Raw genomic sequence first — 16,942 nt, 5'->3', positions numbered from 1 at the left:
TATCTTTTTTATATCCTATGAAAAAAACGAGCGGATATACCGCCCGTCTTTCCTGCAATGCTATTCTCTTTTCACTTCCGCCTCGATCTCCTCCGGCGTGATCTGCTGCTTCTTCAGCTTCAGATACACCACCTCTCGGAAGAGGGCGTAGACCACAGAGACGATGGGGATGAAGATCAGCATACCCACAACCCCCATCAGACTGCCGCCCAGGCTGACTGCTGCCAGCACCCAGATGGAGGGCAGTCCCACGGAATTGCCCACCACGTGGGGATATATGAAATTCCCCTCGATCTGCTGCAGCACCAGAAAGAGGACGATGAACCCGAGGGCCCTGACAGGATCCACCATGAAGATCAGAAACGCTCCGATGGCGCATCCGATGAAGGCCCCGAATATGGGGATCAGCGCTGTGAAGGCGATGACCACACCCACCAGCAGAGCGTAGGGCATGTTGAAGATCGTCATGGCGACGACAAACATGGTCCCCAGGATGATGGCCTCCACGCACTGGCCTGTGAGAAAGCTGGAAAATGTGCTGTAGGTCAGCGAAAATACTTCCAGCGCCGCCTCCGCTCTTCCCCTTGGGATAAAGGCATAGAGTACCTTTCGCACCTGCACGTTCAGCTTCTCCTTCTGGAGAAGGATATAGCAGGCAAACACAAAGGCAATGAAAAATGTGGTGAGTCCGCTGATGATACTGCGGGCCACAGTGATGGTGGAGTCCAGCATGCTGCCGGCGCCGTTGCGGAAGAAGGACATCCCCACTTCCATGATCCGGTTCCAGTCAAAGTCCAGGTTTTCCAGCCACTGGCTGATCTGGTCGTTGTCCCGGAACATGTCCTCCCCCCACTTCTGTACTCTCGGGATAAAGTCCTGAATGCTGTTGCCAAGGGTTCCCAGCGTGCTTCCAAGCTGAGGGATCAGCACCAGCATGACAAGGGCTACCACGCCAATGACAAGCAGGATCACGGCGATCATGCTGAAGGGGCGGGCCGCCTTTTTCAGAAATCTGCTTTTTTCCGTGACCTTTTTCGGAAACAGATGCCTCTGTAAGAAGTTCATGGGAACATTCAGCACAAAGGCAAAGGCGCCTCCCAGAATAAACGGAAATGTCACGCCAAAGATAAAACGCAGCACTGAAAATACCACGTCATATTTCCACAGGCACACCACAAGGAGTGCCGTGAAAATAATGAGTCCTCTTATCTTTTTAATGTTTTCCCTGCTTAAATCCATTTTATTTCCTCAATTTCTTTAAGAGCTGGATGATCGGCAGGTTGAGAAGCGCAAGTCCGTACACGATCAGGAGATGTGCTCCATCCAGCGTCTGTACACTGAACAGGTTGTGAAGTCCGGGGATCATGAGAACGCCCGTGATCAGGAGAAGTCCAAGTACAAATGCGCCGATCAGGTAAATATTGTTGAAAAATCTGTTTGTAAATATGACAGGCTTGTTGGATTTACAGTTAAATCCATGTACCAGCCTGGATGTACAAAGTGTGCCGAAGGCCATCGTGCTTGCCAGGAGGCTACCGCTCTCATTCAGACCGATCAGAAACGCGATGGTCGTCATAGCGCCGATGCACAGTCCCTCCGTTCCGATGCGGAGCAGATAGTCCTTTGTCAGAATAGACTCATTAATCGGCCTCGGCTTCTCTGACATGACATCCTTGGAGTGGGGCTCAAGTCCCAGGGCAATAGCCGGAAGGCTGTCGGTCAGAAGGTTGATGAACAGAAGGTGTACCGGTGCAAATGGAACCGGGAGCCCCATGATGGATGCAAAAAGCACGGTGAGGATAGCTCCAAAGTTTCCGGAGAGCAGGAACTGGATGGAAAATTTGATGTTCCTGTACAGGTTTCGTCCGTTCTCCACTGCTTTGACAATAGTAGCAAAGTTGTCGTCTGTCAGCACCATGGCCGCCGCGTCCTTGGAGACCTCGGTTCCCGTGATACCCATGGCCACGCCGATATCCGCCTGCTTCAGAGCCGGCGCGTCGTTGACTCCGTCTCCTGTCATGGCAACGATGTTCCCTCTGTCCTGCCATGCCCGGACAATGCGGATCTTGTGCTCCGGTGACACCCGGGCATACACAGAAATCTTCGGAACAAACTCCTGCAGCTCCTCGTCTGTCATGTCCTCGATCACCGCGCCCTCGCAGGCCTCAGACTCATCCTTCAGGATGCCGATGCGCTTTGCGATGGCCGCCGCTGTCACCTTGTGGTCTCCTGTGATCATGATAGGCTTAATGCCGGCCTGGATACACTCCTCGACAGCCGCCTTGGACTCCTCCCTCGGCGGATCCATCATGGCCACAAGGCCAAGGAAGGTGAGGTCGTTCTCATCCTCAAGGGCGATATCTCTGTCTTCCTCTATCTCTTTATATGCAAATGCGAGCACCCGGAGACCATCTCTGGAGAACTCCATGTTCTGCGCCTCGATCTGTGCCTTTCTCTCCTTTGTCATGGGCTCAGCTGTCTCGCCGAGACGGATATGTGTCATCCTTGTGAGAAGGACATCCACGGCTCCCTTGACCACCATGGTGTGCTTTCCGTCAAGGATGTGCGCTGTGGACATAAGCTTCCTGTCGCTGTCAAATGGGATCTCCGACTTTCTCTCATACAGATCCCGAACCTCCAGGGCCTCTCTTCCCAGCTTGCTTCCCAGGTTGATGAGGGCTGTCTCTGTGGGATCTCCGATCTCCTGTCCGTCTGTGTTTGTGGAGTCATTGCAGAGGATGCTGAAGTTCAGCAGTCTCTCCTGGTTGGGATCATTCAGATCGATCTGAGCCGCCGGAATTCTCTTTCCGTCTACATAGTAGTCCTCCACTGTCATCTTGTTCTGTGTCAGTGTACCCGTCTTATCGGAACAGACGATGGACACGCTTCCCAGTCCCTCCACTGCCTGGAGCTTGCGGATGATGGCGTGCTCCTTGGCCATCTTCTGTGTACCGAAGGAAAGCACGATGGTCACGATAGAGCTCAAAGCCTCCGGGATCGCTGCCACTGCAAGGGCAACCGCAAAGAGGAAGGCGTCTCCCGGCTGGTCTCCTCTGAAAATGCTGATGCCGAACAGGATCGCGCAGAAAATAATGATCAATATGGAAAGCTTCTTTCCGAAATCGTCCAGATTTACCTGGAGGGGGGTTCTCTTCTCAGATGTATTTTTCAGAAGGCTGGCAATCTTGCCCACCTCAGTGCCCATACCGATGCCGGTGACCTCGTAGGCTGCCCGCCCGTAGGTTACAAAGCTTCCTGAGAACACCCGGTTTGTCTGGTCGCCCAGGGCCGCTCCCTCAGGCACCTCGTCCAGGGATTTCTCAACTGATAAGCTCTCTCCTGTCAGCGCGCTCTCGTCCACCTTCAGGCTGGCACATTCCACCAGCTTTCCGTCTGCCGGCACGCAGTCTCCTGCCTCCAGGATCACCCGGTCACCGATGGTGACCTCCCGGGACGGGATCTGTTTCAGCACGCCGTCACGGATGACCTTTGCCTCCGGCGCTGACATCTGCTTTAAGCTGTCCAGGGACTGCTCTGCCTTTAAGGTCTGCACTGTCCCCAGGATCGCATTCATGGTGATAACGACAAGGATAACGATGGCGCTCTCAAAATCTCCCAGAAATCCGGACACAATCGCCGCGATGATCAGTATAATGACAAGGAAGTCTTTATACTGCTCCAGAAAGATCTGCAGCGTGCTCTTCTTCTTCCCTTCCACCAGCTCGTTAAAACCATATTTTTCCTGGTTTTGTCTGGCCTGTTCGCTTGTTAACATAGCATTTCTCCTCTCTTCATTTGCATTTCTGTCTGCAGTAAAAGGTATTTATATAAAAGGAAGCGAAATAAAAAGAGACTTTTATTGCATACGATCTGTTATGCAATAAAAGTCTCACTGTTTCATTACGATACGGATGAGTGCTCATCGTATTGACGATATCGCAAACATGCGGCCACCTCCGGCCTGCATGCCAGTTACTCCCTTTTATTTACAAAAACAAATATAAACGATATTTTCCCTTGTGTCAACCATTATTTTTTCCAGAAAATGTATCCGCTATACGAAAACGCGCCTCGAAAAGAGAGGCGGACACACATCCGGGGATCGCTCCCTGGAGGCATGTCCGCCTGTTTACTTCTTTATATATTATGTACCTTGTTCGCCTACATCTCAGCGGGTGCCGGCACGCTGGGGTCAACCTTGTAGCGCGCCCACCCCTCCGGTGAGTAGATGCCAAGCTGCTTCTTCTGCATCAGCTTGTCAAAGAACGCTGTGATGAACGGGCAGAGGAACAGGGTGACAACAGATGCTGTGGCGCACTGTGCTGTGGCCATGTCCACGTACTGAGCCATGGACGGATCCGCCTCACCTACTGCCGCAGGTGTCATGGCAGAGTTCAGGGCTGTCGTACCGATGGCAGCTCCCATGGCGTTTCTCTCCTTCTTCGGAAGAAGAATGTTGTTTGTGAAGAAGAAGATCACTGCTGTTGCCGCGGATACAAGGCCAAGGATGATACCGGCCGCTCCGGCGGTCACGATGGTGTTAATATCTGTCTGCGCTCCGATGGGGATCGTCATGAAGAAGGTGACGATCGGCTGTGCTGTCGCACAGGCCTTTCTGAAGCCTGCGTCCAGGTTGCCCCAGATGAAACCAATGAGCAGCGGAACAAGCACTGCGACAAATGAATTAAAGGGGATGGATGCAAGTCCTGTCGCGCCCAGGGCTACCAGGGTGAAGAACGGCCCATCGTTCAGGGACAGGATGGAGATGGCTCCTGTGTCCGTCGCGTTACCGAACTGAGAGGACAGGGAGATGTACAGGGATCCGTTTGAGTTCGTGATGGTCGCGATCCACACGAAGGGGGCGATCCCAAGGAATCCTTCCGGTCCGCAGATGGCGCTCACCAGCATACCGATGACCACGCCGAGAAGGAATTTGGTGGCTGTCAGTGTCACGCCCTTGTAGAGAGGCATACCAACCTGCTTTACATTGATGGCAGATCCGCAGACAATCAGGAAAAATCCCATCATACAGGAATTTCCTTCATAGAACAGGGCTGTCACATAGCCGCCAATCTCAAATACCTGGGGGCAGAACGTGGCCAGCAGTACGGCGATCAGCAGAGGTACAATGATCAGTCCTCCGGGCAGGTTCTTCATCTTGTTCAGCAGATCCAGATCCTTTGGCCTGTTCTCCTGAACAGCGTTGTTATTTTCTTTCATTTTCTCTCCTCCTTTAAAACAAATAATTCCAGACTATTTCTGAGGCTTGCCAAGTATCGCAAACATATTTCTCTTATAGCTCTCTACCCCCGGCTGGTCGAAGGGGTTGATGGCTCCTATATAGCCGCTCACTCCGCAGGCAAACCAGAAAAAGTAGAACAGCTGTCCCAGTGTATATTCGTCCTGTCTGGGAAGGTCTATGCGCATGATGGGGACACCGCCCTCCTCATGTGCCGCGATGGTTCCTTCCATTGCCGCTTTGTTGACAAAATCTACCGTCTTATGGGCCAGATAGTTCAGTCCGTCCAGATCCTCCTCCTCAGCGGGGATCTCCACCGTGCGGGGGGATTCCTCCACATTCATCACAGTCTCGATCAGGATCCTTGCCCCGTCCTGCATGTACTGTCCCATGGAGTGAAGATCTGTGGTCAGATCCACTGCTGCCGGGAAGAGGCCTCTCTGGTTCTTTCCTTCGCTTTCCCCGTACAGCTGCTTCCACCACTCAGATACATAGTGAAGGCTCGTCTCATAGTTGGCCAGCACCTCCACGGCCTTTCCCTTTCTGAGAAGGATATTGCGGCAGGCCGCATACCGCACAGAAGGATTTTCTTCATAGGAAGCTTCCATGACCCGCCTTCTCATGTCTGCCGCCCCCTCAAGAAGCGCATCCACATCGGCCCCCGACACGGCGATGGGAAGAAGCCCCACTGCGGTCAGCACAGAGTATCTGCCTCCCACGTCGTCCGGAATGACAAAACAGGTGTACCCTTCCTTGTCAGCCATCTTTTTCAGCGCTCCGCGCTGTCTGTCGGTGGTGGCGTAGACCCTTTTGGCCGCCTCCTCCTTCCCGTATTTTTCCTCCAGCTTCTTTTTAAAGATGCGGAAGGCTACCGCGGACTCTGCGGTTGTCCCTGATTTCGAGATCACATTGATGGAGAAATCCTGATCGCCAAGAATGTCCATCAGATCCGCCAGGTATTTGGAGGAATTGGAATTTCCGCAGAAATAGATTTTCGGTGTCGTCCTCTCGTCGTCGGAGAGGCTGTTGTAAAAGCTGTGGTGTAAAAACTCAATGGCTGCCCTGGCTCCCAGATAAGAACCGCCGATGCCGATGACCAGAAGCACCCTGGAATCATTTTGGATTTTCCTGGCCGCCTCTTTGATCCTGCGCAGCTCATCTCTATCATATTGTTCCGGAAGATCCATCCACCCAAGGAAGTCGTTTCCCGCTCCCTCCCGTTTCATGAGGCGCTCTTTCGCCGCCTCCGCAGTGGCCTGGAAATTTTTAAATTCTTCGTCAGAGATCCAGTCCCTGACTCCCTCATCCACAAACTGTATTTGTTCCTTCATGACACTCGCTCCTTCTAACTGTTGACCACGTTGACCGGTTTTCCCTCCGCATACGCCTTCAGATTGTCATACGCGCAGTCCATGATCCTCTGTCTGCTCTCCTTCGGCGCCCAGGAAATGTGAGGCGTAATGATGCAGTTTTTCGCCTTCAAAAGCGGATTGTCCCCTCTGATGGGCTCTGTGGAGACAACGTCCAGTCCCGCCGCGGCAACCTTTCCTGTATTCAGGGCGTCCGCAAGATCCTGCTCTACGACCAGCGGGCCCCGGGAATTGTTGATCAGGATGACTCCGTCCTTCATTTTGGCAATGTTTTCTTTATTGATGATCCCCTCGGTATCCGGGAAGAGCGGACAGTGGAGCGCGATCACATCCGACTGTGCCAGCAGCGTGTCCAGATCCACATACTCCGCGATCTGTTTTCCCGCCTCGTTCGGGTAAGAGTCGTAGGCGAGTACCCGCATCCCCAGCGCCTTTGCCAGCCTGCCGGTAGTCTGGCCAATACGCCCAAATCCAATGACTCCCATGGTCTTGCCATCCAGCTCGATCAGGGGATAGTCCCAGTAGCACCAGTCTTCGCAGTTTTCCCATTTTCCCTCATGCACGGTCCTGTCGTGATGACCAATATGGTGGCAGATCTCGAGCAGCAGCGCGATGGCGAACTGTCCCACTGAGGCTGTCCCGTATGTGGGCACGTTTGTGACCGGTATCCCCTTTTCCTTTGCGTATGTATAATCTACAACATTGTAGCCTGTGGCCAGCATACTGATCATGCGCATGTTCGGACAGGCGTCGATGACCTTCCTGGAGACAGGTGTCTTGTTGGTAAATACAACCTCCGCGTCACCGATCCTTCTGATGATCTCCTCCTCATCGTCCACCGGAGTCCTGTCATATACAGTCAGATCACCAAACTCCTTCAGCTTATCCCAGCTCAGATCGCCGGGATTTTCTGTATATCCGTCTAATACTACTATTTTCATTCAACAAAACTCCCTTGATTGATCCTGTAAAGATCCTTTATTCTCGGATACAGATGTGTGTAGACCTGGTATCCCTTTTCATAGGCGTCCTTGTTCTCGTCACTGCTTTTGATCACCTTGTAAACGGCCTTTTTCACCTTGTCAGACGCCTCCACCGCATCCTTGTATATTCCGGCTCCCACTCCGGCCAGCAGAGCTGCTCCCACCGGCGCCGTGTCGTTCATATCCAGGATTTCAATATCCTTTCCTGTGATATCCGCCTTGATATGAGCCCACAGCTCGCTCTTTGCTCCGCCTCCTATGGAGGAAAATCCTGTCATCCTGTGGCCGGTCACCCGCTCCGCGATCTCACAGAGCTGACGAAGGCCATAACCGCAGCCTTCCATAACGGCACGGTTAAAATCCTTTCTGGAGCTTCGCAGGGACACGCCGAAAAACACGCCTCTTGCGTAGGAATCCCACACCGGGCTTCTCTCTCCCTGCATGTAGGGAAGGAATACAACCCCTCCCGCTCCCGGCTCCGACTGGGCAGCCTCCTCATTCATCAGCATAAACGCATTCCGATTACTGCCTGCTGCCCTCTCGTTCATATCACTGCAGAATTTATCCCTGAACCACTGGTAGGCAGCCCCCGTGTAGGACATGGCCCCCTGGTAGATCCAGGTGCCTCTCACCACGTGACAGCGGTTGATAAAGCTCTCGTCAAAATTCGGCTTATCCACGCAGATCGTCAGGACATCCGTGGTCCCCACAGACTCGCAGGCATCCCCGTTTGCCTTTACCCCGGCCGCAAGAGTGGCGCAGGGTGTATCGGCTCCGCCGATCACGACGGGCGTTCCCTCCGGAATCCCCATCCTGATCATCTCCTTGTTGATAAGACCGCCCACTACATCCGCGGAGTCCATCAGCGGCGGCAGCTTCTCTTTTGGGATTCCTATCCTTTCGCAGAGGTAATCCGACCACTGGCCATCGTGCCCCTTCGCCGTCTCAAACAGATTGGTGTAGGAGGCGTTGGAGTAATCAATGGCATAGTTTCCTGTCATTTTCTGGGCCATGACCGTATTGACATGGCCAAAGTATTTTGTCTTCTCGTAGATATCCGGCAGATTTCTCTTGATCCAGAGCATGGAGGTTCCCGAATGGGCTCCGGACATACACTTGTTGGCTGTGATCTCAAACAGCTTCTTTTCCCCCACTGCATCCAGGATGATCTCAGCCTCCTTTGTGCTTCTCCTGTCGGAATAAATAATAGGATCTACAAGGATCTCCCCGTCTTCGCCAAACGCGGCCAGCCCCGGACAAAGGCTTGAGATTCCTATTCCGGCGATCTTTCCAGGATCGATCCCCTTTCCCTCGAACAGAAGTCTCATACACTTCAGATAGGCTTCCCACATGTCCTCCGTGTCAATCTGCACATAGTCCGGTTTTGGCGTGATCAGACGGTAAGAACTGCTGCTGATTCCCAGCAGATTGGCATCTTTGTCGATAATCGCCACTTTGATACTGGTCGTTCCCACATCGACGCCGAGTAAATATTCTTTTTCCATACAACATCCCGCCTGTAAAATTTTCCTTTAAAACTTAAAATTGATTGTGTCTAATTAAAACTGATCGTAGTTCTTATCGTTCTCAAGCTGTGCCAGCAGCTCTTTTGCCTCTTTTACGCTGTACCCCTCATGGATCATATATCTCAGGGCGATGACAAGGGCTGTTACATCCTTGTAATCCCATACAAAACGTCCCATTGTAACTCCACCTACTCCGCAGTCCATGGCGTCACGAGTCATCTGAAGGTAATCATCCAGTGTCTTGCAGGCATCGCCGCCCTGGATCACCACGCGGAAGGAGGAGGGCACGCAGGCGATTACTTTGGCCATGCTGTCAGGGTCTCCTGTATAGGTTGTCTTCACAACATCCATTCCAAGCTCGCAGGCGCTTCTCACACAGTAAGCGATATTCTCCCATGCGGTTCTCTTGTCAACCGGAACGCTCTCTCCCTTTGGATAAACATGTCCGATCAGAGGCATACCCATCTTGTCGCAATAGTCAGACACCTCGCCGATACGCTCGAACTGCTCGTTCTGGAAATCGCCCAGTGTCATAGCTCCCATAGATACAGCGTCAGCGCCCATTCTGATAGCAGCGTCCACAGATCCGAAAACGATATCATTTGTCGGAGCTGTCGGGGAATAGTTGGAGATTTTCTGCAGTACGGAAATTCCGGATCCAACGTGAGGTCCCCAGCATCTCTCCTGAATTCCCTTTGTCATTGTCATAGCGTCCGGTCTTCCGGCAACAATCTTGTCAATAGCTCCCTGGATATCGTGAATACCAGTCATCGGTGCAATTCCCCTTGAAATTGCGTGATCCACTGTGATCGCCATCATTTTATTGCTCTTCGGATTTACAAGTCTCGCAAGTCTTACTTCTTTTCCCATCATTGCCATTGTTCATACACTCCTTTTTCTTATATCTATTATTTACATTTTATGGCTTCCGGATATAGTTCCGGGTTGGCAAGCTTTTTGGCTACCGTTCATTTATGGTTCGATCTCCACCTTCAGGTCCGCTCCGCTCTTTACAGCTTCGTAGGCCTTCTGGAAATCTTCTATTTTAAATACGTTTGTGATGATCGGCTTCATATCTACCGCTCCGCTCATGACCATCTGGGCCGCCTCCTGGTAGTCCTGGCGCCTGTAGGCGCTGGAGCCGCACATCTTAATCTCACCGTAGTGGATCAGGTTCGGATCAATTTCTGCTTTCACACCTTTTGTAAATCCGGCGAACAGGCAGATGCTTCCATTCTTTCTGACAAGCTCGATGCTTGGATTGACCAGAGCCGGGATGCCGATAGCGACAATGACAACGTCCGCTCCCACGCCGTTTGTCTCACTCATCACGATTCCCTTTAAATCTTCATTTGCCGAGTCTACAACGATATCCGCTCCGCACTCAAGAGCCTTGCCGCGGCGGAACTCATTCAGCTCACTGACGATGACCTTCCGGGCGCCTGCTGCCTTTGCCAGCAGGGTATGCATCAGTCCGATAGGACCTGCCCCAACGATCACAACTACATCGTTGAATTTCACCCCTGCGTTTCTCTGCCCTCTCAGACAGCAGGAGAGAGGTTCGATCAGGGCTCCTTCTCCATAGGAAATATTATCAGTAAGTTTTACTACATTTCCGCCCCTGATTGCCACCTCCGGAATAAATACATACTCCGCAAATCCTCCGTCAAACTCGTAGCCGATGGCCTGTCTGTGGAGACATACATTGTCGTGGCCGCTGATGCACATCGCGCATGTGCCGTCCGGGATTACATTCTCCACAGCGACTCTGTCGCCAACGGAATATCCCTCGACCTCTGCCCCCACTTCACAGATCACGCCGCTGATCTCATGCCCGATGATGTGTCCGTAGCGCACATCCTTTGTCTTTTTTCCTTCAAGAATTCTTATATCTGTGCCACAGATTGCTGTCCTCTTCATCTCCAACAGCATATCTCTCGGACCAATCTGCGGCTTCGGATAATCTTCTACCGCAGTAAAGTCATTTGGGCCGTTTAAAACTACTGCTTTCATGTTTCTTCCTCCTACATATGTATTTCTTCTGTAATTGATACTAGCACAAATGTAGTAATTTTACAACATCATTTTCAAAATTTACTAATCTGCACAGTTTTATATCTCAGTTTTTCCCGTGTTTTTGTCTATTTATTACATTTTGCTGCTGATTTCCCCTGTTTTAGAATTTAGTTTTTTTACTTCTTTTAGATATAAAAAAAGAAACACTACATTTTTTATGATGTAGCGTTTCCTTTTTATATCCTATTCCTTATCGGAAGAAGTGGAGAGCCGAGTGGCGCTCATCGCCTCCAGCGACCTGTCATAATTGCGGAAAGCCATGATCGCCACCAGACAGTCGAGCACAGCTAGCTGCGCCAGTCTCACGCTGAAGGACTCTGACTCAAAGATCGTCTTCTCACTCACCGTGTACAGGCTCAGATCCGCCTGCTCCTCCATAATATTTTTTGCTTTGGTTGTCAGAGTAATGATCCTTGCCCCGTTTCCATGGGCAATCTCCACTACCCGGGCCGTATGCCTGTTGCCCCCGGAGGCGGAAATTGCCAGGAGAACATCCCCCTTTCCAAGAAGCGAAGCCGTCATAAGCTGCAGATCCTTATCTTCATTTACCAGAGAAAACACTCCGATCTTCAGGAGCTTGTGCTGGAGATCCTTTGCGACAATACTGCTTCCCCCGGTTCCCACGATCATGATTTTCCTGGCAGAAAGCATATCTTCCGCAGCCTGTTCGACCACCTCCACGTTCATCTCCATACTAGTCTGCTGCAGCGCGGAGTTTTCTATAGAGAAAATCTTACTGCATATTTCCGAGGGACTGTCCTGGGCCGTCAGACTGGAATTATAAAGCTTAGGCGCGGGCACGCTCTCCAGCGCGGCATTGATCTTATACTCCTGAAAGCCCACATAGCCGATGCTTTTACAGAAACGAACAATAGACGCATCGCTGACGCCTATCTCTTCCGCCAGCTCCAGCAGTGTGCTGTGCAGTGTCTTTTCGAAATTTTTCAAAAAGTAGTCGGCGATTTTTCTCTCCGCCTTCTTAGTGTGCTCCCCCTCCAGCTTTTCGATCAGCCTCTCCTTACATCCCTTTTTATCGTTCATGGTTTACCCACCTCATTCTCTCTGTATTCTGATGTCTTTTCTATTATCTTAATAAAAAAGCAATTTTTTTACAACCCTTTCATTTCCCCGAATTCCTATATTTCCTCCCGGTTGACAATCCCCCTCTCTTTCCTTAGAATATAGTAGATGAGAGTGTGGAAATTGAGGTTTTTTACATGAAACGAGAAAAATTTTCCTCCCGGCTTGGCTTTGTTCTCATAAGCGCCGGGTGCGCCATCGGACTTGGTAACGTATGGCGCTTTCCTTACATCACAGGACAGTACGGGGGAGCTGCCTTTGTGATCATCTATCTGATATTCCTTGCCATCCTGGGCCTGCCCATCATGACAATGGAATTCTCTGTGGGACGGGCCTCCCAGAAGTCCGCCGCAAAGTCCTTTGAGGTTCTGGAGCCTGCCGGAACAAAATGGCACTGGACCAAGCTGATTCCCCTGATCGGCAACTACATGCTCATGATGTACTACACCACTGTAGGAGGATGGACGCTGGCCTATTTCTGGAAAATGGCCTCCGGCTCCATGGCCCACATGGACACCGCCCAGGTGGGAAACGCCTTTAGCGAGCTGCTGGCTGATCCCGCCCAGCAGGTGGGTTGGATGCTGGCTGTCACGGTCATCGGATTCCTCATCTGCTCCCGTGGACTCAAGGGCGGCGTTGAAAGGATATCCAAGTACATGATGGGACTTTTGTTTATCATCCTGATCGTGCTTGTGATACACAGCTTTTTCCTGGATGGAGCAAAGGAGGGACTTTCCTTCTACCTGATACCGGATTTTAAGACTGCGCTTGAAAATTATTCTCTCGGTGAGATCCTGTTCGCTGCCCTGGGGCAGTCCTTCTTCACCCTGAGCCTTGGGATCGGCGCGCTGGCGATCTTCGGAAGCTATATTGATAAACAGCACTCTCTCGTTTCCGAAAGTCTGAACGTAGTCATCCTGGACACCACCGTAGCCTTTTTGTCCGGACTTGTCATCTTCCCGGCCTGCTTTACCTACAACGTGGATGCGGGAAGCGGACCAAGCCTGATCTTCGTGACCCTGCCCCAGACCTTCAGTGAGATGGCCGGAGGACGCCTGTGGGGCGCTCTGTTCTTCATGTTCCTGGCATTTGCCGCCCTGACCACAGTCATTGCGGTCTTTGAAAATATCATCGCCTTTGCCATGGATTTTGGATGGACCCGGAAGAAGGCTGTTCTCGTAAATATTATCGCCATCATGATCCTGTCTCTGCCCTGCGCTCTGGGCTTCAATGTGCTCAGCGGCTTCCAGCCCTTCGGAGCGGGCTCCACAGTTCAGGATCTGGAGGACTTTATCCTGTCCAACACCCTCCTGCCCCTTGGCTCCCTTCTGTACCTTCTGTTCTGTACAAGCCGGTACGCCTGGGGATGGGACAATTACTACAAGGAAGTAAACAGCGGAAAGGGGCTGAAGCTGCCAAAATGGACAAAGGGATACCTGACCTATATCCTTCCGCTTATCATTATTTTCATATTGATACAGGGATTTATTGAGAAGCTGGGCTTCCCGGCAAATTATCTGCTCCCGGCCCTCTGCCTAATCTATCCTCTGTACCTGCTTGTGCAGGCCCGGATCGTATACCGGAAATCCCGCGGACAGCGCTGATTTCTTATCGATATTGATTAGCTATCAATCGTCCATGGATAATGGATGATCCATGCACCGCCACTTCCCGGCGCTTTGAAAGGTGGAAAAACATATTATGATGAAATGTCCAAGATGCGGGCAGGAGCTGCGCAGAAGCCAGAGAGATCCCAGCTTTGGCCTCTGCGACAACTGCCGGAAAAAATTCAAGCTCATCCCGGAAGAAAAGAATGCTGACACAGACGAAGGCTTCGGAAATTTTGAGGACCGGGACCGTGAGAGCCGCGCCGGCGCAAAGCAAAGCGCCAGGCGCCGCCCCTCCCCTTCCGACATCCACTCATCGTCTCCATACAACTACGGCCAGGCTTCTGATCAGGAAACCAGTCAGACAACCGGTCAGAAAGCCCGCGGCACTGCTTCCACTGCGCAAAAGCGCGCTTCACAGCCGAGGACTTCCCGACAACAGACTCCGCGGCAACAGGCACCGCGACAGCAAACTCCTCCCCCCATGGCTATGGAGACCATGGAGGAGCCGGAAAAGAAGAAGAAAAAGGGCGGCTGCCTTCGGATTGTCCTGATCGTCCTTGCAATCCTTTTTCTGGCCGCGGTGGTAAAGGCAATTAAGGATCCGTCTGATGACAGCGGCAGCCGCTCGGACACCACTGAAAATACGTCAGATAACGCTTCTGACAACGCCTCCGTATCCTTCCAGGACGGCACCGTATCCAGCAAGTCACAGCTTGGATTGGAATAGCGAATGAACAGAAAAACGGGCAGACATCTGCCCGTTTTTTTATCTCTATAAATATCTTCTCTGTAAATCTCTGCCTGTCGGTTACATTTTCTCCAATCCGTGGATCCAGTCTGACTTCAGAAAATAAACAAGGAATACCACACTGCTCAGCGCCCAGGTCAGCGGATAAGCCCAGAACACGGTCCTGATGTCAGGAACGATGCGTACCGCGATACTGATGTAGCTGACACGGATCACACACCAGCAGATCATCATGACAAACATGGGTATCACAGACCTGCCCGCCCCCCGCAGGATACCTGCCATGCAGTGCGAGAAAGCCAGCAGAAAATAGAACCAGGTCACTGTCCTCGCCCACTGGACGCCATAGCCTACAGCCTCCGGACCTCCTCCAAAAGCTCCGATCAGCACCGGCGCCAGAAGATTGATGGCAAGTCCAATAATCTCCGCTATAGTGAGGGAGCATAACGCGCCAAACACAGCTCCCTTCTTCGCCCTCTCATACTCTCTGGCGCCCAGATTTTGACTGATAAATGTAGTCAGGGCCAGCGCAAAGCATGTGATGGGCAGAAATCCAAAGCCCTCGATCTTGGAATAGGATCCGCATCCCGCCACTGCCGTGGCGCCAAAGGCATTGATGTTGGACTGTACAAACACATTTGCCACTGAAATAATAGAGTTCTGCACCCCCGCCGGAACTCCGTTTTTTACGATCTGCTTCAACATCTGCCTATCCGGCCTGATTTCCCTTATCCTCAGCCGGAACACCTCATTTCCTTTTATCAGCTGACGCAGACAGAGAAAGGCGCTCAGAAACTGGGAAAGAATCGTGGCAAATGCCGCGGACCAGACGCCCATTCCCATTCCTCCCACAAACAGCAGATCCAGCACTATATTCGTAAAGGAGGAAATGATCAGGAAAAACAGCGGATGCCTGCTGTCCCCCAGAGCCTGCAGGATTCCCACAAAAAAATTGTACATGACAAAAGCCAGCGAGCCCGCAAAGTAGACCCGGAAGTAGGCTAGAGACTGGGGCAGCACTTCATCCGGGGTTCCCATGAGCACAAGAATGCGAGGCGCTGCCAGCACTCCCACGATAGTCAAAATGATACCGCACGCCACTCCAAAAGCAATCGTTGTGTGGATGGACTTTCTCAGGTTTTCACCATCCTCAGCCCCAAAATATTTTCCTGTAACTACGCCCGCACCGATGGCAATTCCATTAAAAAATCCCACCAGGAGAAAAATCAGATTTCCGGATGAACTGACGGCAGCCAAAGCATTATTTCCAAGAAAATTTCCAACGATTACGGAGTCCGCTGTATTGTAGAGCTGCTGAAAGAGATTGCCCCAGAAAAGCGGAATAGCAAATGCGATCAGTCGCCTCCAGATAGGACCGTCCGTCATAAGTGTTGCAGATGCGGCTTTGTCGGCCATAGTACATTCCCCCTGACTCAAATATTTCAGATACAGGAAAAATCAGCACTGCGTATCTGCAGTGCTGATTTTTCCTCTCATCCCATGAGCGTGCGGGGATTCGAACCCCGGACAACTTGATTAAAAGTCAAGTGCTCTACCACCTGAGCTACACGCCCATATACAATTTTAAGAAAAAGAAAGTGCCCAGAACCGGAATCGAACCAGTGACACGAGGATTTTCAGTCCTCTGCTCTACCGACTGAGCTATCTGGGCATAGTTGCGGGGATAGGATTTGAACCTATGACCTTCGGGTTATGAGCCCGACGAGCTTCCAGACTGCTCCACCCCGCGTCAATATTTAACAATTTTTAGAAAATGAAAGCCGATGATCGGACTCGAACCGATAACCTGCTGATTACAAATCAGCTGCTCTGCCAATTGAGCCACATCGGCGTGCCATGGGCTGTCCGGTCAAAACCGGCAACAGATGTATTTCACATCTGAATGGATGGAGAAGGATTCGAACCTTCGAAGGCGTTGCCAACAGATTTACAGTCTGCCCCCTTTGGCCACTCGGGAATCCATCCATGTAATGGGGCCTATAGGGCTCGAACCTATGACCCTCTGCTTGTAAGGCAGATGCTCTCCCAGCTGAGCTAAGACCCCATACAACGACCCAGAAGAGACTCGAACTCTCGACCTCCGCCGTGACAGGGCGGCGCTCTAACCAACTGAGCCACTGGGCCATCTATATTGAAGATACCATGTACCTTCAAAACCACATACAAGAAATCTTCCATCCATTCTCTACCCGAACCTCTTTGGTTATGCCCTCGACCGATTAGTAACAGTCAGCTCCATGTGTTACCACACTTCCACCTCTGCCCTATCTACCTCGTCGTCTTCAAGGG

Annotated in this window: 12 protein-coding genes, 7 tRNA genes and 1 rRNA gene; 2 read left to right on the top strand and 18 right to left on the bottom strand. The window is 51.6% G+C overall.

Features of this window, described 5'->3' with window-relative positions:
- Positions 1-60: 60 nt before the first annotated feature.
- The 9 genes from NI21_RS0108130 to NI21_RS0108090 form a co-directional block, all read right to left on the bottom strand.
- Entirely contained in the window at positions 61-1,239 is a 1,179-nt protein-coding gene (locus tag NI21_RS0108130; RefSeq protein ID WP_033125747.1) for an AI-2E family transporter, read from the bottom strand.
- Between the two features lies 1 nt (position 1,240).
- Complete coding sequence (locus tag NI21_RS0108125) at positions 1,241-3,775, bottom strand: cation-translocating P-type ATPase (protein ID WP_033125746.1); 2,535 nt, start codon at positions 3,773-3,775, stop codon at positions 1,241-1,243.
- 386 nt (positions 3,776-4,161) lie between these two features.
- Positions 4,162-5,220: a 2-keto-3-deoxygluconate permease gene (locus NI21_RS0108120; RefSeq protein ID WP_033125745.1), complete on the bottom strand. Its 1,059-nt coding sequence runs from the start codon at positions 5,218-5,220 to the stop codon at positions 4,162-4,164.
- A gap of 33 nt (positions 5,221-5,253) precedes the next feature.
- Complete coding sequence (locus NI21_RS0108115; RefSeq protein ID WP_033125744.1) at positions 5,254-6,570, bottom strand: glucose-6-phosphate isomerase; 1,317 nt, start codon at positions 6,568-6,570, stop codon at positions 5,254-5,256.
- Positions 6,571-6,584: 14 nt separating this feature from the next.
- Positions 6,585-7,550: a D-2-hydroxyacid dehydrogenase gene (locus tag NI21_RS0108110; protein ID WP_033125743.1), complete on the bottom strand. Its 966-nt coding sequence runs from the start codon at positions 7,548-7,550 to the stop codon at positions 6,585-6,587.
- Positions 7,547-9,097, bottom strand: a complete 1,551-nt coding sequence (locus tag NI21_RS0108105) for an FGGY-family carbohydrate kinase (RefSeq protein WP_033125742.1) — start codon at positions 9,095-9,097, stop codon at positions 7,547-7,549. Before NI21_RS0108105 ends, NI21_RS0108110 begins: the two co-directional genes overlap by 4 nt.
- Before the next feature lie 54 nt (positions 9,098-9,151).
- Positions 9,152-9,997 carry a class I fructose-bisphosphate aldolase gene (locus NI21_RS0108100; protein ID WP_033125741.1) on the bottom strand — a complete coding sequence of 282 codons (846 nt, stop codon included), beginning with the start codon at positions 9,995-9,997 and terminating at the stop codon, positions 9,152-9,154.
- Positions 9,998-10,090: 93 nt separating this feature from the next.
- Positions 10,091-11,131, bottom strand: a complete 1,041-nt coding sequence (locus tag NI21_RS0108095; protein WP_033125740.1) for a zinc-dependent dehydrogenase — start codon at positions 11,129-11,131, stop codon at positions 10,091-10,093.
- 246 nt (positions 11,132-11,377) lie between these two features.
- The gene (locus NI21_RS0108090) at positions 11,378-12,235 is read right to left on the bottom strand and encodes a MurR/RpiR family transcriptional regulator (protein ID WP_033125739.1); all 858 of its coding nucleotides are present in this window, start codon (positions 12,233-12,235) and stop codon (positions 11,378-11,380) included.
- Positions 12,236-12,411: 176 nt separating this feature from the next.
- On the opposite strand from NI21_RS0108090, the gene NI21_RS0108085 reads away from it, so the two are divergent.
- Together NI21_RS0108085 and NI21_RS16740 are read left to right on the top strand one after the other, a co-directional pair.
- A complete protein-coding gene (locus NI21_RS0108085; protein WP_033125738.1) occupies positions 12,412-13,878 on the top strand; it encodes a sodium-dependent transporter in 1,467 nt (488 codons plus the stop codon).
- Between the two features lie 97 nt (positions 13,879-13,975).
- The gene (locus tag NI21_RS16740) at positions 13,976-14,611 is read left to right on the top strand and encodes a hypothetical protein (RefSeq protein WP_147581178.1); all 636 of its coding nucleotides are present in this window, start codon (positions 13,976-13,978) and stop codon (positions 14,609-14,611) included.
- Between the two features lie 81 nt (positions 14,612-14,692).
- On the opposite strand, the gene NI21_RS0108070 is transcribed toward NI21_RS16740, so the two are convergent.
- The 9 genes from NI21_RS0108070 to NI21_RS0108030 all read right to left on the bottom strand — a co-directional run.
- On the bottom strand, positions 14,693-16,048 hold the full coding sequence (locus NI21_RS0108070) for an MATE family efflux transporter (protein WP_033125735.1): 1,356 nt from the start codon (positions 16,046-16,048) through the stop codon (positions 14,693-14,695).
- Between the two features lie 85 nt (positions 16,049-16,133).
- Positions 16,134-16,206 (bottom strand) — tRNA-Lys (locus NI21_RS0108065).
- 25 nt (positions 16,207-16,231) lie between these two features.
- Positions 16,232-16,304, bottom strand: a tRNA-Phe gene (locus tag NI21_RS0108060).
- 4 nt (positions 16,305-16,308) lie between these two features.
- A tRNA-Met gene (locus tag NI21_RS0108055) sits at positions 16,309-16,382 on the bottom strand.
- Between the two features lie 29 nt (positions 16,383-16,411).
- Positions 16,412-16,484: transfer RNA gene (locus tag NI21_RS0108050), tRNA-Thr, on the bottom strand.
- A gap of 52 nt (positions 16,485-16,536) precedes the next feature.
- Positions 16,537-16,618, bottom strand: a tRNA-Tyr gene (locus tag NI21_RS0108045).
- 6 nt (positions 16,619-16,624) lie between these two features.
- Positions 16,625-16,697, bottom strand: a tRNA-Val gene (locus tag NI21_RS0108040).
- Between the two features lie 6 nt (positions 16,698-16,703).
- Positions 16,704-16,777: transfer RNA gene (locus tag NI21_RS0108035), tRNA-Asp, on the bottom strand.
- 75 nt (positions 16,778-16,852) lie between these two features.
- Positions 16,853-16,942 (bottom strand): 23S ribosomal RNA (locus tag NI21_RS0108030); the annotation flags it as partial.

It is taken from the genome of Eubacterium sp. ER2, from assembly GCF_000765215.1.
Taxonomy (GTDB): domain Bacteria; phylum Bacillota; class Clostridia; order Lachnospirales; family Lachnospiraceae; genus Claveliimonas; species Claveliimonas intestinigallinarum.
Note: the sequence above shows the minus strand (reverse complement) of the source record. Positions and strands in the feature narration are given on the sequence as shown.